The organism is Saccharomonospora xinjiangensis XJ-54, assembly GCF_000258175.1.
Lineage (GTDB): Bacteria > Actinomycetota > Actinomycetes > Mycobacteriales > Pseudonocardiaceae > Saccharomonospora > Saccharomonospora xinjiangensis.
This window is the reverse complement of the sequence record NZ_JH636049.1, coordinates 2670768-2693791: the sequence shown is the minus strand read 5'-3', so window position 1 is coordinate 2693791 and position 23024 is coordinate 2670768. Positions and strand designations below refer to the sequence as shown.

Sequence of the window (23024 nt, the reverse complement as noted above, 5' to 3'; positions counted from 1 at the left end):
GTCAGCGGATGCGGTGGTCAGGACCGCGCGAGAAGCTCCGCGATTTGCACGGCGTTCAGCGCCGCGCCCTTGCGAAGGTTGTCGCCCGCGACGAAAAGGGCAAGTCCCCTGCCGCCCTCGACACCCGGGTCAACCCTGAGCCTGCCGACGTAGGACGGGTCGTTGCCTGCCGCCTCAAGCGGGGTGGGCACATCGGACAGCCGCACGCCCTGCGCCGACGACAGCAGCCGGGTTGCCTGCTCGACGGAGAGCGGCCGCTCGAACTCCGCATTGATCGACAAGGCGTGTCCCGTGAACACGGGCACGCGCACGCAGGTGCCGGACACCCTCAGCTCGGGGATATCGAGAATCTTGCGGCTCTCGTTGCGCAGCTTCTGTTCCTCGTCGGTCTCGCCGGAGCCGTCGTCCACGATCGACCCCGCCATCGGCAGTACGTTGAACGCGATCGGCCGCACGTACTTGCCCGGTTCGCCGAGATCGATAGCCGAACCGTCGTGCGTGAGTTCAGCCGCACGCTCACCAGCGACCCTGACCTGCGACGACAGCTCCTCGACTCCGGCGAGCCCGCTGCCGGACACAGCCTGGTAGCTGCTCACGACAAGCCGCACGAGACCCGCCTCATCGTGCAACGGCTTGAGCACCGGCATGGCCGCCATCGTGGTGCAGTTGGGGTTGGCGATGATGCCCTTGCGTGCCTCCTTCACCGCGTGCGGGTTGACCTCGCTCACGACGAGCGGGACATCCGGGTCGAGCCGCCACGCCGACGAGTTGTCGATCACGGTGACACCGGCCTCGGCGAACCGCGGTGCCTGTGCCTTCGACGTCGCCCCTCCCGCCGAGAACAGAGCGATGTCGAGCCCGGAAGGATCGGCCGTCGCCGCGTCCTCCACCTCGACGTCCTCACCCCGCCACGGCAGCGTGGTTCCCGCCGAACGCGATGACGCGAAGTACCGCATGCGCTCCACGGGGAAGTCGCGTTCCTCCAGCAACCTGCGCATCACGGCGCCCACCTGTCCGGTAGCGCCGACCACGCCGACTCGCATGCCTGCCATCAGCGACCACTCCCCGCGTAGACGACGGCTTCCTCGTCGCCGCCGAGTTCGAACGCCTCGTGGATGGCGCGCACCGCGTCGTCGAGCTGCTCGTCCCTGATCAGCACGGAAATGCGGATCTCCGACGTGTTGATGATCTCGATGTTGACCCCGACCTTGGCGAGTGCCTCACAGAACGCGGCTGTCACGCCGGGATGCGACCGCATGCCCGCACCGACGAGCGACACCTTGCCGACGTGGTCGTCGTACAGCACCGCGGAGAAGTCCAGCTCCTCCTTGATCTTCTCCAGTTCGCTCACCGCCTTGGGCCCGTTGGCCTTGGACAGGGTGAACGTGATGTCGGTGCGGCCCGCGGTGTCGGAGATGTTCTGGAGCACCATGTCGATGTCGATCTCCGCGTCAGCCACCACGCGGAAGATCCGGGCCGCAGCGCCCGCGTGGTCGGGGACACCGGTGACGGTGATCTTCGCCTCCGACCGGTCGTGAGCGACACCGGTGATCAACGCTTGTTCCACGGGGATCTCCTCAATCGAGCCGGTCACGGTCGTACCCGGCTTGTCACTGTAGGAAGAGCGGACTCGGATCGGCACCCCATAGCGGCGGGCGTACTCCACCGACCTGAGGTGCAGGATCTTGGACCCGCTCGCCGCGAGCTCCAGCATCTCCTCGTACGGGATGGTGTCCAGCTTGCGGGCGTTGGACACGATGCGCGGGTCCGCTGTGTACACACCGTCCACATCGGAGTAAATCTCGCACACGTCGGCGTTCAGCGCCGCGGCGAGCGCCACGGCCGTCGTGTCGGAACCACCTCGGCCGAGGGTTGTGATGTCCTTGGTGTCCTGCGAGACACCCTGGAAACCTGCCACGAGGGCGATGTAGCCCTGTTCGAGCGCCTCCGTCACTCTGGACGGAGTGACATCGATGATGCGGGCGTTGCCGTGCACTGACGTGGTCACCACTCCGGCCTGGGACCCCGTGAACGACCAAGCCTCCGCACCCTGCGCCGAAATCGCCATCGCCACGAGTGCATTGGAAATGCGCTCCCCCGCCGTGAGCAGCATGTCCATCTCACGCTCCGGCGGAACGGGATTGACCTGCTGAGCGAGGTCGAGCAACTCGTCCGTCGTGTCGCCCATGGCAGAGCACACCACCACGACGTCGTTTCCTGCTTTTCTCGTGGCGACGATCCGCTCGGCCACGCGCTTGATCCGGTCAGCGCTCTCCAGCGACGAACCACCGTACTTCTGGACTACGAGGGCCACTGCCTCGTTCCTCCTCGCATGCCGCGCCTACCGCCGATCCGGTCTCGACGTCGGCGCGTGCGGGTCGCTTCGAGCATCAGAGTACCGGGGGCTCAACTCCCGTTTACCCGATTGTGTGGCGCCGACCACTGGCCGACCAGCATTTTCGACGACTGACCTAGCGTTGACCGGCGTGAGTGACAAGCGAGCCGAGACCAGCGTCAGGATTCACGAGATCATCGCAAGCCGGTGGAGCCCCCGCCTCCTCGACGGTGAGGCGGAGGTGAGCGGCGAGAAACTACGCGCCCTGCTTGAGGCGGCGCGCTGGGCACCGTCGTACGGCAACACCCAGCCGGCCCGCTACGTGGTGGGACAGCGCGGTGACGGGACGTACAAGCGGGTCCTCGACTCACTCACCGAGAGCAACCGGGCATGGGCGCATCGCGCAGGCGCCCTGCTTCTCGCCTGCGCGCTGACGAGCAACGACAAGGGCACCGTGCCCTACGCCGAGTACGGTGTCGGGCTCGCCACGGAGAACCTTGTTCTCCAGGCTGTCGCCGAGGGCCTTGTCGCGAGGCAGATGGCGGGCTTCGACAGGGAAGCCGCCAGAAAGGCGTTCGATCTCCCGTCCGGTGTGGAGCCGCTCGTCGTCATCGCCGTCGGCGTGCCCGCGAAGCCGGACGCGCCCGGCGAGGATGGCGAGGTCGAGCGAGAGAACGCGCCGCGCAGGCGCGTCCCGCTCAGCGAGTTCGCCTTCAAGGAGTGGGGTAGCGCCGCGTTCTGAGCAATGCACACCGCTCAGGTGGCGGCGGCACCGCCGTGCCAGAGGGGCGCGCCGTCGCCGCCGATGCGACTCCGCAGGTAGCGCTCCTCCGTGTAGTCGTGCAACGGGAAGGTGAAGCTGGAGCCGTCACGCCAGGTCAGTGTGCGACTGCGCGGACGCAGCTCCGGAGCCTCGGGCCGACGAGCCTCCCAGAGCACCCGAGGCTCCGGGGCGTCGGCAGGGTCGGCCACCGTGGAGCCGGAGTCCACGATCGCGACGCACGACGGTGAACACACCAGCCACGGGGCCTTCGCCGCCCTGAGCGGCTCCACCGCAGCGAGCGCCAGCGCACCGGCAGGCCCCTTTACGTGGACCTGCCGCTGGAACGATGTCTTGCCGCCGCCTCCGCTACTCGCAAGGAAGAGGACAGAGCCGACGGCGTAGGCGACACCCCTGCCGAGGTTCCGGAAGAACTGCCGGACGCGCTGCTTCCCCTCGACAGTGCCGTCCGACCGCAGGCCGGGGACGTCGAACCCCAGCCCGGAGGCTTTGCCGAGCCGGAGCGCGAGCACCGGTTCGCGCCACCGCGTACCCAGCACCCTCTCCACCCGTTCCCGATGGCCGGGACGGACGGTGAGGTTGTGCCGCCTCGTATCGAGCGCGGCCTCATTGGCGAAGATCTTCTCGGCGGCCCGCCGCCTGGCGTCCGTCGGCGCCAGTGCGGCGAGCTCCTCGGGAGACGGAGTCAGATGTCCAGATTCCGGCGCGTCTGCTCCGGGCTCTGATTCCCGCCGATCTCGCTCTTGTCGAACCACGGCTCGTCCCCTCCGAGACTGACGTCCTCAGTTCCCTCACCGTAGATGGACTTGCCCGCGCCGATACCGGCCTTCGTACCGGCGCCGACGACGAACGGTTTGACCCCGACCGAGGTGCCGAACATGGTGGTGAGCACCCGGTTGCTCGGCTGGAAGCCCTGCGCGGCCTGGCCGACCCCGAACTTGGTCTCGCCCGGCATCAGACCGACGCGGAACTTCCGGGTGAAGACCTCCATCTCCTTCGACATCTTGACCAGGTATTCCATGAAGTCGTCGAGGAGCTTGCCGAACTTGCCGAGGTAGCGGGTCACCTTCGCGAGCACGCTCGCGGCCTTGGCGATGGACGCGGTCATCGCGGCCGCGACCGACCCACCGAAGCTGATCACCGACGAGGCCAGCGCGGGCAGCCAGATGGTGATCAGCCAGGACACCAGCTCGGTGATGATCGCCTTGATCACCTCTTCGATGACCACCATCACCATCGACCACATCTGGAGCACCTCGGCGACCGAACCCGCAGCCGAACCGATGCCCCTGATGCCTGCGGAGAAGTCCCCGAGCGCTTCCTTCGCCGCGTTGCCCGCCTCGTCGGCCCACTCGGCGAGGGCCGTGTCGCCCTTCTTCTCGAAGTCCTCGGCGAGCGCGACGAAACCCTGCGCGATCGTGACGAAGTTGTCGGAGGCGTGCCCGATCGCCGGGCCGTCACCGCTGACCTGGTGCAGGGCGTCCTGCAACGGCTGCACCAGTTCGAGCAGCATGTTCAGGCCGTGACTGACCAACCAGCCGATCGGGTCCATGGCGAACGTGACGACGTCACCGGCTGCTGAGGCGACGAACGACGCGCCGTCACCGGCCAGCGCCGCACCGGCCGAGGCCAGCTCCTGCGCGTTGTCGGCCTGTGCCGCCTGCTGCGCGTGCGCACTGATCGACTTCGCCGAGTCGTAGATCGTGCCGGCCACAGGCACATGGCTGATCGCGCGATCGACGTTGGCGCTGGTGCTCTCGTCGTAGGCCTGGACGTTCAGCGCGTCGGCGATGCTCTTCTCGGTCACGAGTTCGGCCCTCCCGCCGCATCGATCTGGGCCTGGTGCTGGCCGAACGTGATCGTCCCGACGTCCTCGGCACCCTGGTACATCTCGGCGGCCTTGTTCAGCTTGGTGATGAAGCCGTCAACACCGTTCTTCAGCTCTTCGAGCAGGGAGCGCAGCTCTTCGAGGCGGTCGGTGTAGCCCTGCTTGGCGAAGACGCCCATGATGCCCCACGCCTCGTCGGTCACGTCGGCCGTGTCGATGAGGTCGCGGAACTTGTCGGCCTCGCCCTCGTAGAAGGGAAGCTGCCGGGCGTATTCGGATATCGCCTCGATATTGGTCTGGATTCCGGACATCCGGTTCTCCCTCGGTCTGCTCGATCAGCGGCGCAGGATCGGGCCCTGTTCGTCGAAGTAGTCGTCGTCGTTCCTCGGCCTCGGCCTGCGGGTGGGCGACGGCGTCTGCGGCTTTGACTCCGTTTGTTCCTCTCCGGTTCCGAACGCCTCCGCCTGCGCCTCACGAACCTGCTCGGCAGTGTTGATCCCGAACGCGTCTCCGAAGCTCTCGTCCACGATCCCGGCCTGCTGCTGGACTGCGCCCGCGACGGCCTGCCGCATCGTCGTCATGATCACCGTGGCGAGCTGGTCGTGGCCGAGTCGCATGGCGGAAGGGGAGAGCCGGAGATCCGTCACCGCGCCACCAGCACCGGCGACCACCGTGACGGTGCCGTCGGGCGACGTCGCCGTGTTCTCGATCTCCGCGATCTTCTGCTGCATGTCGCCTACCCCCGCGAAGCGGGCCTCGGCCTCACGAATCTTCGCCCGGAACTTGCCGAACTGGGCAATCAACTCGTCCATCTGGGCCGACATGATGTCTCCCCCTCGCGCCGTACAGATATGTGCGGCTCATTATGCCCAGCGGGGCCATGAAAACAGAGGTGCGCCCTCGGCAGGGTGCGAGCCGGGCGGATCGGCGAGCGCGGCGAGGTGGCCCTCAGTCCGATCTTCCTCCCGCACTGCGAATGATCTTGACGGCGAGCGAGGTCGCCACGAGCCAGAAGACGGCCGCGACACCGTGGTTGATCAGGATCCTCAGTTTGCGGTCCTCGGGCAGGAACAGATCGTCGAAACCGAAAGAGACGACCCCGGCCGCGTCGGCGACGAACGACACGATGCCGTTGCCGGGATTACCCTCGCCCACAACGAAAAGCACGTTCGCGACGAGCACGACGGCGAGCAGGAGACCCGTCCAGCGCACGAGCCCGGCGAGCACGCCCGCGACCGTGCCCCACACCGCGCGAAGCTCGAAGGACGGCTTACGGGATTGCTGGGACTGCTGTGACTGCTCGTCCTCCCGCGCCTTCACGGCGTCCTCGCTGCTGTCCCCCCGCGATCCGTCGTCGGCGTGATGTGCACCCATGCACAGCAGTGTGGCATGCGAGGACAGCCCGAAACTACGCGCGAGTAGCCAACCGTCGTTCCCCCGCCATAACGGTTCGGGCACTCCCCGGCTCTTGCGCACCCCGCGCCCGTCGTTAAGCTGGCCCCGTGGCGTTCGCGCTCCTTCTCCTTCGCTGCCGCGACGGGGCCTGATCTGACCGGCTCCCCGTCGCGGGGATTTCTGGTGTCCTCCGATACGCCGTAGCGCCGGTCGTCCCCCGACCGAACTTTTCCGAGAAGGCGAACACCCGAATGAGCACCTCCGACCGTCAGGTCTCTTCCACGAGCCGTATCCGGACCCCGGCCCGCCCCGCCCCCGCCGACCAGCCCGCGTGGAACCTCCAGCGAGGCAGTTCGATGCCGTACCACCGCTACCGCCCGTGGCACCGCCTCGTCGAGGACATCTCGCTGCCCGACCGCACCTGGCCCGACAAGCGCATCGAGCGCGCGCCGCTGTGGTGTGCGGTTGACCTGCGCGACGGCAACCAGGCGCTGATCGACCCGATGTCACCCGCGCGCAAACGCAAGTTCTTCGACCTGCTGGTACGCATGGGCTTCAAGGAGATCGAGGTCGGCTTCCCCGCGGCCAGCCAGACCGACTTCGACTTCGTTCGGGAGATCATCACAGACGGCGCGATTCCCGACGACGTGCGCATCCAGGTGCTCGTACAATGCCGCCCCGAGCTGATCGAGCGCACGTTCCAGGCGCTGGAGGGCGCGCCGAGGGCCATCGTGCACATCTACAACTCGACGTCGATCCTCCAGCGCCGCGTGGTGTTCCGTGAGGAACGCGAGGGCATCAAGAAGATCGCGACGCAGGCCGCGGAGCTGGTCACCGAGTACGCGGCCAAGTACTCCGACACCGACTTCCGCTTCCAGTACTCCCCCGAGTCTTACACCGGCACGGAGCTGTCGTACGCGGCGGAGGTCTGCAACGCCGTCACCGAGATCTGGCAGCCGACACCGGGCAACCCCGTGATCCTGAACCTGCCCGCGACCGTCGAGATGGCCACACCCAACGTCTACGCAGACTCCATCGAGTGGATGCACCGCAACCTACAGCGGCGGGACTCGGTGATCCTGTCCCTGCACCCGCACAACGACAGGGGCACCGGCATCGCCGCGGCCGAGCTGGGCTACCAGGCAGGCGCCGACCGCATCGAGGGATGCCTCTTCGGCAACGGTGAGCGCACCGGCAACGTCGATCTGGTCGCACTCGGGATGAACCTGTTCAGCCAGGGCATCGACCCGCAGCTCGACTTCTCCGACCTCGACGAGATCAAGCGCACGGTCGAGTACTGCAACCAGCTTCCCGTTCCCGAGCGCAGTCCCTGGGCGGGCGACCTCGTGTTCACCGCGTTCTCCGGCAGCCACCAGGACGCCATCAACAAGGGCTTCGACGCGCTGCGCGACGCCGCGGACAAGGCGGGCGTTCCGGTTGACGAGTACCCGTGGGAGGTGCCGTACCTGCCGATCGATCCCAAGGACGTCGGCCGTACGTACGAGGCCGTCATCCGCGTCAACTCGCAGTCGGGCAAGGGTGGAATCGCCTACATCATGAAGACCGAGCACCAGCTCGACCTGCCGAGGCGGCTCCAGATCGAGTTCTCGAAGACGATCCAGCGGCACACCGACAGCGAGGGCGGCGAGGTGGACCCGCAGACGATGTGGGAGGCGTTCTCCGCCGAGTACCTCGAACCGACGACCCCGCTGGAGCTGGTCTCGCAGCACGTCAGGGCCAACGGCGACTACGAGCTGACGGCGACGATCCGCCACGACGGCGAGGAGCAGGAGGTCGTCGGCAGGGGCAACGGGCCCATCGCCGCGTTCTTCGACGCGCTGGCCACGATCGGTCTCGACCTGCGGCTCATGGACTACAGCGAGCACACCCTGACCCCCGGCGACGACTCGAAGGCGGCCTCCTACATCGAGTGCGCCGTCGAGGACAAGGTGTACTGGGGTGTCGGCATCGATCACTCGATCATCACCGCGTCGCTGCGCGCGGTGGTCTCGGCGGTGAACCGAGCCCACCGGTGAGGCGATGATCACGGCACGGCTCCTGCGCTGAGAACTTCTCAGCCGCGAAGGCGTTGGATAGGGATGTGGACGACGTCTCGCTGCTGCTGCTCTTCGCCGTCGCCGTCGTGCCGCTGGTGCCGACGGAGATCGCGCTGATCGGCACGGGGGTCGCCGCCGCCAATGGTGGTGACCCCTTCGTGCTGGTGCTCGCCGTCGCGACGGCGGGCTGCCTGATCTCCGACATCGGCCTCTACGCGGTGGGGCGGTTCGGTGGCGCGCGCGTCCTGCGGCGGCTGCGGCACCGTCCCTCCTTCGAGACCAGCGCCGACTGGATCGGCACGCATCTCGACCGGCGAGGCGTGCCGATTCTCGTCCTCGCGCGCTGGCTTCCCGCAGGAGGCACCGTCGGCGCGCTGCTCGCCGGTTCGTTGCGCTGGTCGCCGAGGCGCTTCCTCACCGCGTCCGGCATCGGGGTGCCGTTGTGGTGCGCGTACGCGGCGGGGCTGGGCTATCTCGGCGGTTCGCTGCTGGAGCAGTCGCGGTTCGGCACCGTGCTCTCGGCGGCTCTCGCGTTGCTGGCCGCCTTCACCATCACGACGGTGTTCCGCCGCACCGCCACCTGGTCGGCGCGAGCATGATGGCGGGGTGCGAGCAGAACGTCTTGTGGCCTTGTTGTTCACCCTCCAAAGCAGGCGCAGCGCCACGGTCGCCGAGCTGGCCGAGGCGCTCGATGTGTCGCCACGGACCATGCACCGCGACCTCGCGGCGTTGCAGGCCGCCGGGGTTCCGCTCTGGACGGAGCCAGGTCGCTACGGCGGAGTGCGGCTCGTGGAGGGCTGGCGCACCCGGCTCGACGGGTTGACCACGCGGGAGGCCGTGGCGCTCTTCGCCATGGGAGCGCCGAGAGCGCTGGCCGAACTCGGGCTCGGCACCGCTGCGGCCGGCGCGCACGCGAAGGTGACGGCCACGCTGCCCGCGCCGCTTCGCGAGCAGGCCAGGCAGGTGGCGCAACGCTTCCACCTCGACGCGCCTCGCTGGTTCCGCCCCGACGAGGACACCGCCCATCTCGCCGACGTGGCTCGCGCCGTGTGGGAGGAGACGAGACTGAGGGTGCGTTACCGGCCTGGCGGCGCGAGTGAGGAGGTCGAGCGGACCCTCGACCCGTTGGGGCTCGTACTCAAGGCGGGCGTGTGGTACCTCGTGGCGCAGGCAGGGGAGTCGATCCGCACCTACCGGGTCGCCAGGATCACCGCCGTCGAACACCGTCCCGAACGCGCCGACCGCCCTGACGACTTCGACCTCGCCGACTGGTGGGAGCACTCGTCGGCGCGGTTCGAGCGGACACTGCGCCGGGTGCCCGTGCGGATACGGCTGAGTCCCGCAGGCGTTCGCGCGCTGCCGTCGGTGTTGGACGCCGATCTCGTGGCGGAGGCGTTGAAGAACGCGAGGCGGGGCCAGGACGGCTCCGCCGAGGCGGTCGTCGAGTTCGAGGCCGCCGACGTCGCGGTCGGCAGCCTGCTCGCACTCGGCACCGAGGTCGAGGTGCTCGAACCGGCCTCCGTGCGGGCGGACTTCGCCGAGGTGGGGCGCCGGATCGCCGAACGTCACGGCGGATAGCCGCAGCACGGAGGGTGGGGAATCCCCAACCTCAGACCGGCATGTCAGCTCCAGTGTGGACAGAGCGCGGCGCGGGCAGGGTTGATCGCGTCCACTTCTCGACACACCTGGGAGTCCCGCCGTGGCCGTCCTGTCCGCGCCTGTCACCACCGCCTTACGCCGCTGGCACAAACCGCTGCTGATCCACTCAGCGTTCATGGGTGTGCTGATCGTCGTGTCGCTGATCGGCCTACTCGTCGATTCGCGCACGCTCGCCGGTGAATCGGTGTGGGTCAAGCCGCTGAAGTTCGGGATCTCCTTCGGAGCGTACGGGCTCACCCTCGCCTGGCTTCTGTCCAAGCTGGTCAAGGGAAGGCGAGTCGGCTGGTGGTTCGGCACCGTGTTCGCCGTCAGCGGTTTTCTCGATGTGGTTGTCATCGCCGCTGCTGCGGCCGCAGGGACGTTCAGCCACTTCAACACCAGTGACGACGTCCTCAACACAGTGGTGCAGACGACGTTCCAGTACTTCGTGCCCCTGCTGTTCCTCGCCAACGTGGCGATCGGCATCGTCGTCCTGCTGCAACGCGCCGGTGACCGGGGAGTCAGGGCAGCACTCGCCACCGGATTGCCCATCGCGAGCGCGGGCATGCTCGTGGTGTTCGTCCTCTTCGGCTACACGCCCCAGGACCACATCGGCGTCAACTCCGCCCACGAGTCGGTGCCCTTGAAGGGCAGCCACTCCGTCGGCTCGGACGTCTCGGGCGGCGACGGCATGGCGATCACGGGCTGGAATCTCGCCGGTGGTGACATGCGCGTGCCGCACTTCATCGGCCTGCACGGCATCCACCTGCTGCTCCTGCTCGCCATCGGGCTCTCCGCGATGGCCGCCCGCAGGGCGTGGCTGCGCGACGAGCGGGTCAGGGCACGGCTCGTCGGCATCGTCGCGGCCGGATACACCGGCGTGTTCCTGATCACCACCTGGCAGGCGCTGCGCGGCCAGTCGGTGGCCGACCCCGACGCCGCGACCCTCGCCGCGCTGTTCGTGATCCTCGCCGGAACCGGCGCGGCGGCCGTCGCCGTCGCCCGCCGCGCCATCGGCACCGCCGCCGCGTGACCTCAGCGGTAACCGGTGGGGTCGGCGGGTTTGCCCTGCTGCTCCACCTCCATTATGTAGCGCCAGCCGTCGGGGCGGCTGCCGTCGATGTCGTCGATCTCGTAGATCTTCGCGAGCTGGCCGCTGTTGAGGGTCTGCCCGGAGAAACGCGACTTCTCCTCGTCGGCGGCCAGCGCCGCGACGGTACGGCCCACGAACGTCGGTGTCTCGGAGATGCAGAAGTGCGGTTGGGCGGCGAGCGCGTCGCGCCAGTTCTCCTCCGTGACGCCGAACTCGTCGAGCATCGCCTCCGAGCGGATCCAGCCCGGGGTGAACGCCACGGCCGTGCAACCGTACTCCGCGGTCTCAGCGGCCTCCCCGATGGCCAGGGTGTGCCCCGCCGCCTTGGCGACGTAGAACGCGAGTGTGAAGCCCTTGCGGTACTTCGCGTTGTACTCGACCGTGCCGTCGGTGAGCTCCACGACGAGTCCGCCGCGCTGCCGCAGTACCAGCGGGAGCAGGAAGTGCGACGTGATCAGGTGCGCGTCGATGCCGAGACGGATCATCCGGAGGCTCGCGTCCAGCGAATGCTCCCAGACGGGCTTGTCCCAGGCGAGGGTGTCGCCGCCCCACACGCCGTCCACGAGGATGTCCAGCCTGCCGTGCTCGGCGTCGATGCGCTCGGCCAGCGCGCGCACCTGTTCGGGTTCGAGATGGTCAACGCGCACCGCGACACCCCGGCCACCGGCCTGCTCGATCAGCTCGACCGTGCCCTCGATGGTCTCCGCCCTGCCGACCTCCGAGCGATGCTCTCCCGACGTGCGGCCGGTGACGTAGACGAACGCACCCGCCCTCGCGAGCTCCACCGCGATGGCCCTGCTCGCACCCCGCGTGCCGCCCGCGACCAGTGCGACCTTGCCTTTCAAATCGTTCATGCCCTCACAGTGCCCGCGAACCCTGTCACCTAACGGCAGGGTTTCGCCTTCCTCACCACGTCGGCCTCCGCGCGCAGCGCCGCGAGTACGGCCGCGACGGCGGGGCGGGTGGCCGAGCCGGGGCGGAGCACGGCCTCCACGAACCGGGCCGCCCTGATGCCGGACAGCTCCTTACGCAGCACACGATCGGTGTCCATCGTGTAGCGGGGCAGCAACGCGATGCCGTGGCCCGCCGCCACAAGGGCCTGCGTGATGCGGAAGTCATTGATGCGATGCGTGATACGCGGTCGCACACCCGTGCGCACGGCCAGCGACCGCATCACGTCGTCAACGGGAAAGCCCACGTCAACGCTGATCCACGGCTCGTCGGCGAGTTCGTGCGGCTCCACCCGCTCGCGCCGCGCGAGCCGGTGCCCGAACGGCAGCGCCACGTCGAGCGGCTCCCGCAACAGGCGCACCACGTCGAGCCGGTCGGAGGTGAACGGCTCGCCGTACTCGTCGCGATGGGCCACCACGACGTCGAAGTCCGCGAGCAGCCGCGGTACCTCGGGCGGGATCATGTCCACGTCCCGTACCTCGACGTCCAGCCCCGCGTGCTCGGCGACCCGGCACAGCAGGCCGGGCAGCAGCAGCAACCCAGCCGTGGGAAACAACGCCACCCGCACCCTTCCGCGCGGCGCGCTGCGGTAGGCGTCGAGTTCGGCCTCGGCCCGCTCCACGGCGGCGAGGACGTCGTCGGCCCTCGCCACCAGCGCCCTGCCCGCGTCCGTCAGGCGCAGGCCACGCCCCGACGGCTCCGTCAACGGCACGCCCACCTCGCGCTGGAGCGCCCGAAGTTGCTGCGACACCGCCGACGGCGTGCAGTGCAGCGCCTCAGCGGCGGCGGTCACGCTGCCCCGGTCGGCGAACTCCCGCAGGGTCCGGAGTCTGGTCACGTCCATCCGGGCAGTGAAGCACCATCGGATGTGAGGTGCACCGTCCACGCCGAAACACGTACCAGCCGCGGGCGATCGGGCATTTAAGATCGTTTCGTGGCAGCCCAAGCGGTTTCGAATACTGTGACGCGCGAACTCATGAACACGTTGTGGGCCGCCCTCGACGGAGATCCTGGCCTGCTGGATCGGGTCGAGTGCGTGGGCAACGACGCTCTGCCGTCGTCCTTCCCGGTATCCGAACTGGCTACCGCCGCTGTGGGTGTCACCGGTTGTGCGGTAGCCGAACTACTCGACGTCGTAGGAGCGAGCAGCGGACGCACCCATGTGCACGTCGATCGAGCAGCGACCTTGGGATGGTTCGGGTTCTCGCTGCGGCCGGACGGGTGGCAACTCCCGGCGTTATGGGACCCGATCGCCGGAAACTACCGGTGTGCCGACGGCTGGATTCGGCTCCACACGAACGTGCCCGCGCACCGGCAGGCGGCCCTCGACGTCCTCGACGTGTCCGGATCGCGAGATGAAGTGGCCAAGGCGTGCAGGGGCTGGCACGCCCTCGAACTCGAGGAGCGGATCGTCGCCCGGGGCGGGTGTGCGGGCGCCATGCGTTCGCGCACCGAATGGCTGCGGCACCCGCAGGGCCGTGCGATCGCCCACGCGCCGCTGGTGGAGCGGATCTTGTCCGGACCCAGCCTTGAATCGTCGTCGGAGTGGGCGCCGAGCGCCCAACGGCCTCTCGCCGGTCTGCGCGTGCTGGATCTGACACGGGTGCTCGCCGGGCCGGTGGCGACCCGGACGCTCGCCGGGCTCGGAGCCACCGTGCTGCGCCTCGACCCACCGGACTGGGCTGAACCCGGTCTTGTGCCTGAGGTGACGGTGGGTAAGCGGTGCGCCCGGATCGACTTCCGGACGCCGACCGGTCGGACGCAGGTGGAGTCGCTGCTCGCCGAGGCAGATGTGATCGTCCACGGCCTGCGACCCGGCGCTCTGGAACGAGCGGGGCTCGATGCACAGCGTCGGCAGCAGATCCGTCCGGGGCTCGTGGACGTCTCGCTCTCCGCATACGGCTGGGCCGGCCCGTGGGCACATCGACGGGGCTTCGACAGCGTGGTCCAGCTGACCTCCGGCCTCGCCGCCGAAGGCGCGCGGCGCAACGGCACAGACGGTCCATCGTCGTTGCCGGTACAGGCCCTCGACCATGCGGCAGGCTGGTTGCTGGCCGCCGCCACCCTGCGTGGCCTGGCCGAACGTCATCGGGGACGCGGTGGGGTTCGCGTTCGCACCTCGCTGGCCGGGATCGCGAATGCGCTGGCCGAGGCTCCCCCGGTGCCTGCCGCGCCGGAATTCGATCCAGCGTCGGTACCCGACTGCGGGCAAACCGAGCAGACCGACTGGGGACCCGCTCGCCGCATGGTCGCCCCGTTCGCCGTGACCGGCGCGGCAACGACGACACTCGGCTTCGATCGCGGGGCAGTGGACCTGGGCCATGACGAACCGGCCTGGGTCGGATAACGGCACTTCCCGACGCCCTGTGCGGTGCGAGCCTCGAACGGTCAGCGGGCTGGCACCGTGTCGGCGTTGGTCCGTGCCGAAAGCAACGAGTTCTGCGTCTGATGATCAAGTCGCCTTCACCGATGCTCCTGCCACGAACAGGATCGCCACGAGTGCCAGCACCGCCACGACAGCCGTGACGTAGTGGCGCGGATTCGCGCGGCCCGGCATCGTGCGCAAAGCGAGCAGCACCGCGAGCAACGTTGTCCCACCGATCGGCAAGAGCGCCCGCCACGCGCTCGCCCACGAGTCGAGAGGAAGAACGGCATCCGCGCCGTAGAGAGCCAGTATCAGCGCGGGCAGCCCGAGCCCGGCGGCCACGGCCGCCGCCGCGAGGTTGAACCGCTGCTGCGCTTCCCCATCTTGCGCAACGGCTAATGTGGATAGTCCAGAGAGGAGCGAGTGCAAGCGTGCGTCCTCCTCGGCAAGTTCGGCGTCCATGGCCAGGCAGTGGCGCAGTGCGGCTTCGTGCACCGGCGCCATCGGTGGTTCGCCGTCGCTCCACAACCACGAGTGCAGCCTCGATCGTCCGGCTTCCCGTGCCTGGTCCCGTGCCCTGCTCACGGCCATGGACAGCTCGACCACCTCGGCGAGCACCGCGCGCAGTGTGGTCGTCCTGCGCTGTGCCAGCAGGTCGGCGATGCGCCGTTCCAGCTCGTACCGCATCGCCCTGAGCCGGGTGAGTTCGTTGCGAGAGCCCTCGGCGAACGCCTTCGCCATGACCATCGCCCGCGCCTGCGGCTCGTCGGGCACCAGGTGTGACGGGGAAGCCAGCGCGGCGAACAGTGCTTCGGCGAGGCCAGCCGGCAACTCCGTCTCCTGATGCCAGCCGTCGTTCTCCGCCCACACGGCCTGCACCACGACGTCCACGGCGGTTTCCACAGGAGTTCCCGCAGCAGCCTTCGCGGTGGTTTCCGCAGCGATGTCCACGGTGGTTCCCGCGGTGGAGCGCACCGTCGGGTTCGCCGTCGCGCTGCCCTCGCCCTTCACCGACACCCGGATCCTGCCGACGACGACACGCCTGCCCTGCGGCAGCGCGACGACCCGCAGTAACGGCGCGACCAGGAACACCGAGGACCTGCTGTGCGCATACGCACGCGGTTCCGATTCCTCGTCGAGTTCCGTGGTGACGACGCAGCGAGCCTCCGCCCACACCCCGCGCTGCGCATCTGCCGTACTCCCCGCGAGCAACAGCCGCCGACCGCTGTGAAGCACCTCTCCGCAATTCCCGCACATAACCTCGGTAGCCCTTCAGGGTTGTCGAGCATCCCGGACACGACCGCCGCGACCGGCTCCGTTCGGTGAGACTGCGACGTGCCGCAGCCGCCCCGCGTTCCTCCGCCGCCCGACGGCACGGCCTGCTTCCCGCTCGTCGCGGGTCAGTTGGGGCTATCCACCTCAGGGTCATCGGCCCAGTGGAGCCAGTGCCCTCCCGTCCGCCCCGACCAGACGACGTGCGATCACACGTGCCCACAGTGCCAACATGTGTGCGCACAGTGCGGTCACCCGCGCACAGCCTGCGGACACGCGCGCAGTCTGCCAACACCCACGTGCGACGTGCCAACACCCACGTGCACGGAATGCCAACACACAGCGCTAGCTGCCAACACACGTGCACAGGGTGCGGACACATGCGCATGGGTTGCCAACACACGTGCACAGGGCGCGGACACGGCTTACCTGACTGTAAAGGCCAGCTTCACGGTTGATGCATATATTCTCGGTAGTCCTTCATGGTTTCTCGGGCGATCCTGAAGGCGTGCCAACTCGTGATCGACTTCTAGCCGTCCTCACCGCTGTTCTGTGGGGCTGCAACTTCCTCGCCATCCACGCGATGCTCACGCACTTCCCTCCCCTGCTCGCCGGAGCGATCCGCTTCCTGCTCGTCGCCGTGCCGACAGCACTTCTCGTGCCGTGGCCGAAGGTGAAACTCCGCTGGCTCGTCGGGTACGGGCTCGGCTTCGGCACGCTCCAGTTCGCGTTCCTCTTCGTGGGCCTCGACACCGGCATGCCGACCGGGCTCGCGTCGCTCGTGTTGCAGGCATCTGCGCCGTTCACGGTCGTGCTGGGAGCTGTGCTCCTGCGGGAGCGGTTGACCGCCCGGCAGGTTGTCGGCATCACGCTCGCGGTGCTCGGCATGGCCGCCATCGCCTGGCAGCGAGCCGAGCACGCGGCGCTGCTGCCCGTGATCCTCACCCTGCTCGGCGCGCTGAGCTGGGCCGTCGGCAACCTGTGTGCCCGCAAGGCCGAAGCCCCGAACCCGCTGCACTTCACGCTGTGGTCGTCGGTCGTGCCACCGCTGCCGATGTTCGCGCTGTCGCTGGTGTTCGAAGGGCCGGACGCCCAGTGGACGGCCGTGTCCACCGCGTTCTCCGGCGATGCCTGGCTCGCCCTCGCGGGCCTGTCCTACGTCGTGGTGCTCGGCACCGTCGTGGGGTCCGGCATCTGGACCACGCTCATGCGCCGCAACCCGGCGAGCACGGTGGCGCCGTTCTCCCTGCTGGTTCCCGTCGTCGGCCTGAGCCTGGCGTTCGTGGTGCTCGACGAGCGCCCGACCCTCGTGGAGATCGTGGCCGGTCTCGTCGTGGTCGGCGGCGTCCTGCTGGGATCGCTGCCCCGCCGACCACGACGCCCACGCCTTCAGGCCGTGACCGCAGTCTCCGCAGCCGACGACTCCGATGACGCCGACGACTCCGATCGAGGAGAAACCCGCCCCGCGAGGATGTCCTCGGCGTAGTGGCAGGCCACCCTGTGCCCTTCGCCGACCTCGCGCAACGCAGGCCGCTCGGTGTCGCAGCGTGTCTGTTGCTTCCACGGGCACCGGGTGTGGAAGCGGCACCCGCTCGGCGGATCGGCAGGTGAGGGCAGGTCGCCGGAGAGCAGGATCTGCTCCCTGCTGTCCTCAACCACGGGGTCGGGCACGGGAATCGCCGACAGCAGCGCCTTGGTGTACGGGTGGAGCGGCTGCTCGTAGAGGGTGTCCGCATCGGACTCCTCGACGAGCGCACCCAGATACATCACGCCGATGCGGTCGGAGATGTGCCGCACCACGGCGAGGTCGTGGGCGATCACCACGTAGGTGAGCCCGAACTCCTCCTGAAGATCCTTCAACAGGTTGATGACCTGTGCCTGCACCGAGACGTCGAGCGCGGACACAGGTTCGTCGGCCACGATGAGGTCCGGATGCAGCGCGAGCGCCCTCGCGATGCCGATGCGCTGGCGCTGCCCACCGGAGAACTCGTGCGGGTACTTGCGCAGTGCGTTGCCCGGCAAGCCCACCGACGCGAGCAGGTCCTTCAGCTTCCGCCGAGTCTCCTCGGGATCGATGTCGAGGCCGTGGGCCCGCAGGCCCTCGACCAGCAGCGACTCCACCGACTGGCGAGGGTCGAGGCTCGACAACGGGTCTTGGAACACCATCTGCATCCGCTTGCGCATCGAACGCAGACTCTCGCCCTTCAGCGACGACAGGTCGGTGCCGTCGAAGGTGATGGTGCCGCCGGTGGGTTCCACCAGCCGCAGCAACGCCCGGCCGAGCGTGGTCTTGCCGCAGCCGGACTCACCGACGAGCCCGTAGGTCTCACCTTTGGCGACACGCAGGCTCACCCCGTCCACCGCGTAGACGTGGCCGACGGTGCGGTCGAGCAGGAGCCCTCGCTTGATCGGGAAATGCACCTTCACGTCGTCGAGGACGAGCAGGTCCGTTCCGGCGTCCTCGTCCCCTGCGGTCTGTGGCGTCTTCTCGGTCATCGTGCTCCCTCCGCCACCGCGACCTCCACCGGGTTGTGGCACCGCAGCATCCCGTCCTCGCGGCGGCCGTCGGCCACCAGCTCGGGAGCGGTGGACCAGCAGGTCTCCACGTGGTTCGGGCACCGGGGCGCGAACGCGCACCCACCCGTCCACGGGATGTTGTCCGCCACCGAACCCTTGACCGGCACCAGCTTCTCGCCCCTCGGCGCGTCGAGCCTCGGGATCGACGCGAGCAGCCCGTGCGTGTAGGGGTGACGGGGTTCGGCGAACAGTTCGTGTCGTTGCGCGCGTTCCACGATCCGCCCGCCGTACATGACGTTCACGCGGTCACACAGACCCGCGACGACGCCGAGGTCGTGCGTGATCATGATCAGCGCCGTGCCCGTCTCGGACACCAGCTCCCGCAGCAACGTGAGGATCTGCGCCTGGATGGTGACGTCCAGTGCGGTCGTCGGCTCGTCCGCGATCAGCAGTTTCGGCGAGCACGCCAGCGCGATGGCGATGAGCACGCGCTGCCGCATACCACCGGAGAGCTGGTGCGGGTACTCGTCAACGCGCCGCTTCGGGTCGGGAATGCCCACCCTCGCGAGCAGCTCCACCGCTTCGGCCTTCGCCTGCTTGCGGGTGAGCTTCCTGTGCCGCAGCAACACCTCCGTCAGCTGCACCCCGATCGTCACAACCGGGTTCAGCGACGAGAGCGGGTCCTGGAACACCATGCCGAGGTCCCTGCCCCGCCGCTCGTCGAGCTGCCGTTGGCTGAGGGTGAGCAGCTCCTCGCCCGCGAAGGTCACCGAACCGCTGACCCGAGCCGTGCGCGAAGGCAGCAGCCCCATGATGGCCAGCGAGGTGACCGACTTGCCGCAGCCCGACTCACCGACGAGTCCGACGGTCTGCCCTGGTTCGACGTCGAAGCTGATCGAATCGACGGCCGTGGTCGGCTGCTCGCCCTTGCGGTTGAACGTCACCGAAAGGTCGCGTACTTCCAGCAGAGCCATGCCATCACCGCCGTTGCCGTGGATCGAGGGCTTCCCGCATCGACTCGCCGACGAGGGTGAACCCGAGGGCGACCACGATGATGCAGGCCGCGGGCCAGAAAGCCAGATGCGGCTGGGTGTCGAAGTAGTCCTGCGCGTTGCCCAGCATCTGGCCCCACTCCGGGATCGAGTCGTCCGCCGCGCCGAGACCGAGGAACGACAGCGCCGCCGCGTCGAGGATCGCGATCGCGAGCACCAGAGTGGACTGGACGATCACGGGACCGAGCGAGTTCGGCAGGATGTGGCGGAACACGATCGCCCCGCGCTTCACACCCAGCGCCCTCGCCGCGAGCACGTGGTCGCTCTGTCTCACCGCGAGCATCGTGCCACGCAGGAGCCTCGCGAAGATCGGTACCTGCACGATGGCGACGGCGAGGATCACCGAGAACTTCGTCTGCTGCACGAACAACGCGCCAATGGACACGGCGAGCAGCAGCGACGGAATCGACAGCATGACGTCCACGACGCGCATCACGACGGTATCGACCCAGCCGCCGAACGCGCCGGCGAGCGTTCCGAGCACCGTTCCACCGCCGAGGCCGATCACCGTGGCCAGCAACGCCACGAGGAGCGTCTGCTGCGATCCGAGCAGCATGCGCGAGAACAGGTCGCGGCCGTACTGGTCGCCGCCGAGCGGGTGGCCGGGCTGCGCTGGCGGGATCTCGTTGCGGGCGTTGGAGACCTGGTCCTCCAGCAACCGCAGCGCCGGATCGTGCGGAGCCAGCAACGGGGCCAGCAACGCCAGCAGCACGAAAAGGCCGATGATCGTGGCACCGATCAGAAACAGCGGGTTACGCCGCAACCTCCGCCACGCGGACTTGGCGAGGCTCAACCCCTCGTCACCGGAGGCGCCGGTGTCGTCAGGTTCGAGACCACCGGCGACACCGCCTGCCGTCGCGGCGAGTTCGTCGATCTTCGTAGCACGCGAGGCCATGTCACGCCCCCGCCTTCTGCGCCGTCCGGATGCGCGGATCGATGAGCGCGTACGAGAGATCGACGAGCAGGTTGACCAGGACGTAGGAGGCCGCTCCTGCGATGATCACCACTTGGAGCACGGGGAAGTCCTTGCGTTCGAAGCCGAGTGCGAGCGCCTCGCCGATGCCGTGCCAGGCGAACACGGTCTCGGTGAGCACCGCCCCCGACAGCAGGGCACCGGTTTGCAGGCCCACGGTCGTCACCACGGGCAGCATCGCGTTGCGCAGGATGTGACGGTCGCGGATCACGCGCTTCGCGAGGCCCTTCGACCTGGCCGTGCGCACGTAGTCCTCGTCCATCACGTCCAGCACGGACGCGCGGGTGATGCGGAAGATGACCGCGAAAGGGATCGACGAAAGGGCGATCGCCGGGAGGATCAGGTGGACCAGAGCATCGAGTGCCGCGTCCCATTCCTGCGTCAGGATGCCGTCGAGCACGAAGAATCCGGTGACTCTCGTGGCGTCGATGCCGACGCTCTGCCTCCCGCCTGTCGGCAGCCACCCGAGTTCGATGGCGAAGAGCCACTTCAGCAGGAAGGCGAGGAAGAAGATCGGGACGGAGATCCCCACCAGTGAGCTGACGATGCCCATGTTGTCCAGCAAGCCACCGCGACGGCGGGCTGCGAGGTAACCGAGCGGGATCGCCGTGATCAGAGCGACGAGAATGGCTGCCAGCGCGAGTTCGATCGTGGCGGGGAACCGTTCGAGGAACAACTCCATCGCCGGCTTGCCGGGAGAGACGCCGATCGAGGAACCGAAGTCGCCGGTCAGCGCCCTTTCGAGGAACGAGAAGTACTGGACGAAGATCGGATCGTTGAGACCGAGGTCCTCGGTCAACTGCGCACGGCTCTCCGCCGTGCCGCGGTCACCGAGGAGGGCCGAAACCGGCCCTCCCGGCAGTGACCGCAGCCAGGCGAAGAGCAGCACCGAGAGAACGAACAGGACGAGCACGAGTTGCAGTACTCGCCGGAATGCGAACCGAAGCACGGGTCAGCATCTACTCCGAGACGGTGACGGTGGAGAACTCCTCCTTGGTCAGCGGGCTGGGAACCAGCCCTTCGACCTCGGGGCGAACCACCAGTGCGGGCGGCGAGTGGGTCAGCGGGATCGCGGGAAGGTACTTGGACATCATGTCGCGGTTGATGTCCTGGTAGGCCGCCTCGCGCTCCTTGGCGTCCACAATGGAGTCCGCCTCGTCCAGTGCCTCCGCGAGGTCCTCGCCCCACGGCGACGCACCGGTGTAGAACTGGTTGTCCGTCGTACCGAAGAAGGTGCCGATGAAGTTGTTCGGCGAGTTGTAGTCACCGGTCCAGCCCAGCAGGAACAGCTCGGCCCTCGCCGTCTCGACGTCGTCAACATAGCCACCGGCCCACGGCTTGCTCACCGGCTTCACGGTGATCCCGGCCGCTTCGAGGTCCTCCTTGATGGCACCGAAGATCGCCTCGGGGTTCGGCATGTAGGGCCGCGTGACCTGGGTCGGATACCACAGCTCGACGGTCAGGTCGGAGTGGCCTGCCTCCTTGAGCAGCTGCTTGGCCTTCTCGACGTCGTGCGGGTACTGCTGGACGTCGTCCGCGTAGCCGTCAACCGACGACGGGTACATCTGCTTCGCGACCTCGGAGTTCTCGGGCATGATCGACGAGACGAGGGTCTCCCTGTCGATCGCGTATGCCAGAGCCTGGCGAACCTTGAGGTCCTTGAGCGCCGGGTTGCCCTTCTGGGTGATGCCCAGGTACAGGATGTTGAACGGGTCGCGGATCTCGACCGTGAAACCGGCCTTTTCCAGCGCGTCCCAGTCGGACGGCGACGGGAAGTCGTAACCGTCGATCTCGCCTGCCTCCAGAGCCTGCCTGCGCGCCGTCTCGTCGGGGATGATGCGGAAGATCAGCTTATCGATCTTCGCCTTCTCGCCCCGGTAGTCGTCGTTGCGCTCGAGCGTGATCGTGCCGTTGGCCTCGTCGTAGCTGCCGAACGTGAACGGCCCTGTGCCCGTCGGGTGCTTGCGCGCGTACTCCGAGAACACGAAGCTATCGCCCTGGGCCTTGACGTCGTTGGCCTTGTACTCGTCCATCGCCTTCGGGCTCTGCATGGAGAAGGAGTCCTGCGACAGCATCGTGGGGAAGTCGGCCGTGAAGCGGGTCAGCTTCACCTCGGCGGTGTGCTCGCCCTTGGCCTCGCAGCCCTCGTAGAGCGACGGCTTCTTGCCGTCGGCGAACCCGCCGAAGTTCTCGGTCCAGTAGTACGCCAGCGCGGGCGAGGCACCCGCACCTTCCTGCGTGTACATGCGCTCGAAGTTGGCGCAGACGGCCTCGGCGTCGAACGGCGTGCCGTCGTGGAACTTCACGCCCTGTTCGAGTTCGAAGGTCCAGGTCTTGCCGTCCTCGCTCGACTCCCAGCTCTTGGCGAGTTCGGGTTCGAGTTCGGCGGTGCCCGGCTTGATGCCGACGAGGGTCTCGAAGATCTGCCGGGTCACGCGGAACGTCTCACCGTCGGAGGCGAAGAACGGGTCGAAATTGGACGGCGCGCCCGTGGCGCCGAAGACGAACGTACCGCCTTCTCCGCCACCTTCGGCTTCACGCTGGGATTCGGCGCATGCCGCGAGCGAGAACGCGAGCGCGCCCGCGATCCCCGCCACGGCAAGGCGGCGTGGTCGAGCCACCCGTGATTGGAGCATGTGGGCCCCCTTGAGCAAGAGCATCGGTTCCGGGCCGCGTCGTCGGTGGACGCGGATGGGGGCAGACCATAGCGGTTATCGCCCGCTCACTTAAGACCTTGACGTCGGGCTCCTTCTGAGCCTGTCGCTCG

22 protein-coding genes are annotated in these 23024 nt (G+C 68.2%); 7 read left to right on the top strand and 15 right to left on the bottom strand.

What is annotated here, in order from left to right:
- Positions 1-17 precede the first annotated feature (17 nt).
- Complete coding sequence (locus SACXIDRAFT_RS11980; protein ID WP_006238822.1) at positions 18-1052, bottom strand: aspartate-semialdehyde dehydrogenase; 1035 nt, start codon at positions 1050-1052, stop codon at positions 18-20.
- The gene (locus tag SACXIDRAFT_RS11975) at positions 1052-2314 is read right to left on the bottom strand and encodes an aspartate kinase (protein WP_006238821.1); all 1263 of its coding nucleotides are present in this window, start codon (positions 2312-2314) and stop codon (positions 1052-1054) included. The genes SACXIDRAFT_RS11980 and SACXIDRAFT_RS11975 overlap by 1 nt, the downstream gene beginning before the upstream one ends.
- Positions 2315-2486: 172 nt before the next feature.
- Here SACXIDRAFT_RS11975 and SACXIDRAFT_RS11970 point away from each other — a divergent pair, with 172 nt between their 5' ends.
- Positions 2487-3077, top strand: coding sequence for a nitroreductase family protein (locus SACXIDRAFT_RS11970; protein WP_006238820.1), 591 nt, complete (start codon positions 2487-2489; stop codon positions 3075-3077).
- Between the two features lie 14 nt (positions 3078-3091).
- Here the strand turns inward: SACXIDRAFT_RS11970 and SACXIDRAFT_RS11965 are convergent, their stop codons facing one another.
- The 5 genes from SACXIDRAFT_RS11965 to SACXIDRAFT_RS11945 all read right to left on the bottom strand — a co-directional run bounded on the left by SACXIDRAFT_RS11965 (position 3092) and on the right by SACXIDRAFT_RS11945 (position 6318).
- A complete protein-coding gene (locus tag SACXIDRAFT_RS11965; RefSeq protein WP_332306770.1) occupies positions 3092-3871 on the bottom strand; it encodes a hypothetical protein in 780 nt (259 codons plus the stop codon).
- Positions 3802-4923, bottom strand: a complete 1122-nt coding sequence (locus tag SACXIDRAFT_RS11960; protein ID WP_006238818.1) for a hypothetical protein — start codon at positions 4921-4923, stop codon at positions 3802-3804. Before SACXIDRAFT_RS11960 ends, SACXIDRAFT_RS11965 begins: the two co-directional genes overlap by 70 nt.
- Positions 4920-5255 (bottom strand): hypothetical protein, encoded by a 336-nt coding sequence (locus tag SACXIDRAFT_RS11955; protein WP_006238817.1) that lies wholly within the window; start codon positions 5253-5255, stop codon positions 4920-4922. The genes SACXIDRAFT_RS11960 and SACXIDRAFT_RS11955 overlap by 4 nt, the downstream gene beginning before the upstream one ends.
- A gap of 24 nt (positions 5256-5279) precedes the next feature.
- The gene (locus tag SACXIDRAFT_RS11950) at positions 5280-5768 is read right to left on the bottom strand and encodes a YbaB/EbfC family nucleoid-associated protein (RefSeq protein ID WP_006238816.1); all 489 of its coding nucleotides are present in this window, start codon (positions 5766-5768) and stop codon (positions 5280-5282) included.
- Between the two features lie 124 nt (positions 5769-5892).
- Positions 5893-6318, bottom strand: a complete 426-nt coding sequence (locus SACXIDRAFT_RS11945) for a hypothetical protein (RefSeq protein ID WP_232285296.1) — start codon at positions 6316-6318, stop codon at positions 5893-5895.
- A 272-nt stretch (positions 6319-6590) separates the two neighbouring features.
- On the opposite strand from SACXIDRAFT_RS11945, the gene leuA reads away from it, so the two are divergent.
- The 4 genes from leuA (at position 6591) to SACXIDRAFT_RS11925 (ending at position 11067) form a co-directional block, all read left to right on the top strand.
- The gene (leuA, locus tag SACXIDRAFT_RS11940) at positions 6591-8375 is read left to right on the top strand and encodes a 2-isopropylmalate synthase (RefSeq protein WP_006238814.1); all 1785 of its coding nucleotides are present in this window, start codon (positions 6591-6593) and stop codon (positions 8373-8375) included.
- Between the two features lie 65 nt (positions 8376-8440).
- Positions 8441-8995 carry a DedA family protein gene (locus SACXIDRAFT_RS11935; protein ID WP_006238813.1) on the top strand — a complete coding sequence of 185 codons (555 nt, stop codon included), beginning with the start codon at positions 8441-8443 and terminating at the stop codon, positions 8993-8995.
- Positions 8996-9002: 7 nt separating this feature from the next.
- The gene (locus SACXIDRAFT_RS11930; RefSeq protein WP_006238812.1) at positions 9003-9974 is read left to right on the top strand and encodes a helix-turn-helix transcriptional regulator; all 972 of its coding nucleotides are present in this window, start codon (positions 9003-9005) and stop codon (positions 9972-9974) included.
- Between the two features lie 121 nt (positions 9975-10095).
- The gene (locus tag SACXIDRAFT_RS11925) at positions 10096-11067 is read left to right on the top strand and encodes a hypothetical protein (RefSeq protein ID WP_006238811.1); all 972 of its coding nucleotides are present in this window, start codon (positions 10096-10098) and stop codon (positions 11065-11067) included.
- A 2-nt stretch (positions 11068-11069) separates the two neighbouring features.
- On the opposite strand, the gene SACXIDRAFT_RS11920 is transcribed toward SACXIDRAFT_RS11925, so the two are convergent.
- Together SACXIDRAFT_RS11920 and SACXIDRAFT_RS11915 are read right to left on the bottom strand one after the other, a co-directional pair.
- Positions 11070-11981: an SDR family oxidoreductase gene (locus SACXIDRAFT_RS11920; protein ID WP_006238810.1), complete on the bottom strand. Its 912-nt coding sequence runs from the start codon at positions 11979-11981 to the stop codon at positions 11070-11072.
- A gap of 29 nt (positions 11982-12010) precedes the next feature.
- The gene (locus tag SACXIDRAFT_RS11915; protein ID WP_006238809.1) at positions 12011-12922 is read right to left on the bottom strand and encodes a LysR family transcriptional regulator; all 912 of its coding nucleotides are present in this window, start codon (positions 12920-12922) and stop codon (positions 12011-12013) included.
- A 132-nt stretch (positions 12923-13054) separates the two neighbouring features.
- Here SACXIDRAFT_RS11915 and SACXIDRAFT_RS11910 point away from each other — a divergent pair, with 132 nt between their 5' ends.
- Complete coding sequence (locus SACXIDRAFT_RS11910; protein ID WP_006238808.1) at positions 13055-14425, top strand: CoA transferase; 1371 nt, start codon at positions 13055-13057, stop codon at positions 14423-14425.
- A gap of 105 nt (positions 14426-14530) precedes the next feature.
- Here SACXIDRAFT_RS11910 and SACXIDRAFT_RS11905 read toward each other — a convergent pair whose 3' ends face one another.
- Entirely contained in the window at positions 14531-15679 is a 1149-nt protein-coding gene (locus SACXIDRAFT_RS11905; protein ID WP_232285295.1) for a hypothetical protein, read from the bottom strand.
- 544 nt (positions 15680-16223) lie between these two features.
- Between SACXIDRAFT_RS11905 and SACXIDRAFT_RS22440 the strand changes: the two genes are divergently transcribed.
- Positions 16224-17201 carry an EamA family transporter gene (locus tag SACXIDRAFT_RS22440; protein ID WP_006238806.1) on the top strand — a complete coding sequence of 326 codons (978 nt, stop codon included), beginning with the start codon at positions 16224-16226 and terminating at the stop codon, positions 17199-17201.
- Here SACXIDRAFT_RS22440 and SACXIDRAFT_RS11895 read toward each other — a convergent pair.
- From SACXIDRAFT_RS11895 to SACXIDRAFT_RS11875, 5 genes are read right to left on the bottom strand one after another with little or no spacing between them, the layout of a single operon-like run.
- Positions 17105-18211: an ABC transporter ATP-binding protein gene (locus tag SACXIDRAFT_RS11895; protein ID WP_006238805.1), complete on the bottom strand. Its 1107-nt coding sequence runs from the start codon at positions 18209-18211 to the stop codon at positions 17105-17107. The genes SACXIDRAFT_RS22440 and SACXIDRAFT_RS11895 overlap by 97 nt on opposite strands.
- A complete protein-coding gene (locus SACXIDRAFT_RS11890) occupies positions 18208-19206 on the bottom strand; it encodes an ABC transporter ATP-binding protein (protein ID WP_006238804.1) in 999 nt (332 codons plus the stop codon). Before SACXIDRAFT_RS11890 ends, SACXIDRAFT_RS11895 begins: the two co-directional genes overlap by 4 nt.
- Before the next feature lie 4 nt (positions 19207-19210).
- On the bottom strand, positions 19211-20179 hold the full coding sequence (locus SACXIDRAFT_RS11885) for an ABC transporter permease (protein ID WP_006238803.1): 969 nt from the start codon (positions 20177-20179) through the stop codon (positions 19211-19213).
- 1 nt (position 20180) lies between these two features.
- Positions 20181-21206, bottom strand: coding sequence for an ABC transporter permease (locus SACXIDRAFT_RS11880; RefSeq protein ID WP_006238802.1), 1026 nt, complete (start codon positions 21204-21206; stop codon positions 20181-20183).
- A gap of 10 nt (positions 21207-21216) precedes the next feature.
- Entirely contained in the window at positions 21217-22893 is a 1677-nt protein-coding gene (locus tag SACXIDRAFT_RS11875) for an ABC transporter substrate-binding protein (protein WP_050987020.1), read from the bottom strand.
- Positions 22894-23024 lie beyond the last annotated feature (131 nt).

Excerpts from the sequence above, each read along its gene's own strand:
- SACXIDRAFT_RS11980 (WP_006238822.1), bottom strand. The coding sequence starts at position 1,052 with ATGGCAGGCATGCGAGTCGGCGTGGTCGGCGCTACCGGACAGGTGGGC.
- SACXIDRAFT_RS11955 (WP_006238817.1), bottom strand. The coding sequence starts at position 5,255 with ATGTCCGGAATCCAGACCAATATCGAGGCGATATCCGAATACGCCCGG.
- SACXIDRAFT_RS11950 (WP_006238816.1), bottom strand. The coding sequence starts at position 5,768 with ATGTCGGCCCAGATGGACGAGTTGATTGCCCAGTTCGGCAAGTTCCGG.
- SACXIDRAFT_RS11945 (WP_232285296.1), bottom strand. The coding sequence starts at position 6,318 with ATGGGTGCACATCACGCCGACGACGGATCGCGGGGGGACAGCAGCGAG.
- leuA (WP_006238814.1), top strand. The coding sequence starts at position 6,591 with ATGAGCACCTCCGACCGTCAGGTCTCTTCCACGAGCCGTATCCGGACC.
- SACXIDRAFT_RS11920 (WP_006238810.1), bottom strand. The coding sequence starts at position 11,981 with ATGAACGATTTGAAAGGCAAGGTCGCACTGGTCGCGGGCGGCACGCGG.
- SACXIDRAFT_RS11915 (WP_006238809.1), bottom strand. The coding sequence starts at position 12,922 with ATGGACGTGACCAGACTCCGGACCCTGCGGGAGTTCGCCGACCGGGGC.
- SACXIDRAFT_RS11910 (WP_006238808.1), top strand. The coding sequence starts at position 13,055 with ATGAACACGTTGTGGGCCGCCCTCGACGGAGATCCTGGCCTGCTGGAT.
- SACXIDRAFT_RS11895 (WP_006238805.1), bottom strand. The coding sequence starts at position 18,211 with ATGACCGAGAAGACGCCACAGACCGCAGGGGACGAGGACGCCGGAACG.
- SACXIDRAFT_RS11890 (WP_006238804.1), bottom strand. The coding sequence starts at position 19,206 with ATGGCTCTGCTGGAAGTACGCGACCTTTCGGTGACGTTCAACCGCAAG.
- SACXIDRAFT_RS11885 (WP_006238803.1), bottom strand. The coding sequence starts at position 20,179 with ATGGCCTCGCGTGCTACGAAGATCGACGAACTCGCCGCGACGGCAGGC.
- SACXIDRAFT_RS11875 (WP_050987020.1), bottom strand. The coding sequence starts at position 22,893 with ATGCTCCAATCACGGGTGGCTCGACCACGCCGCCTTGCCGTGGCGGGG.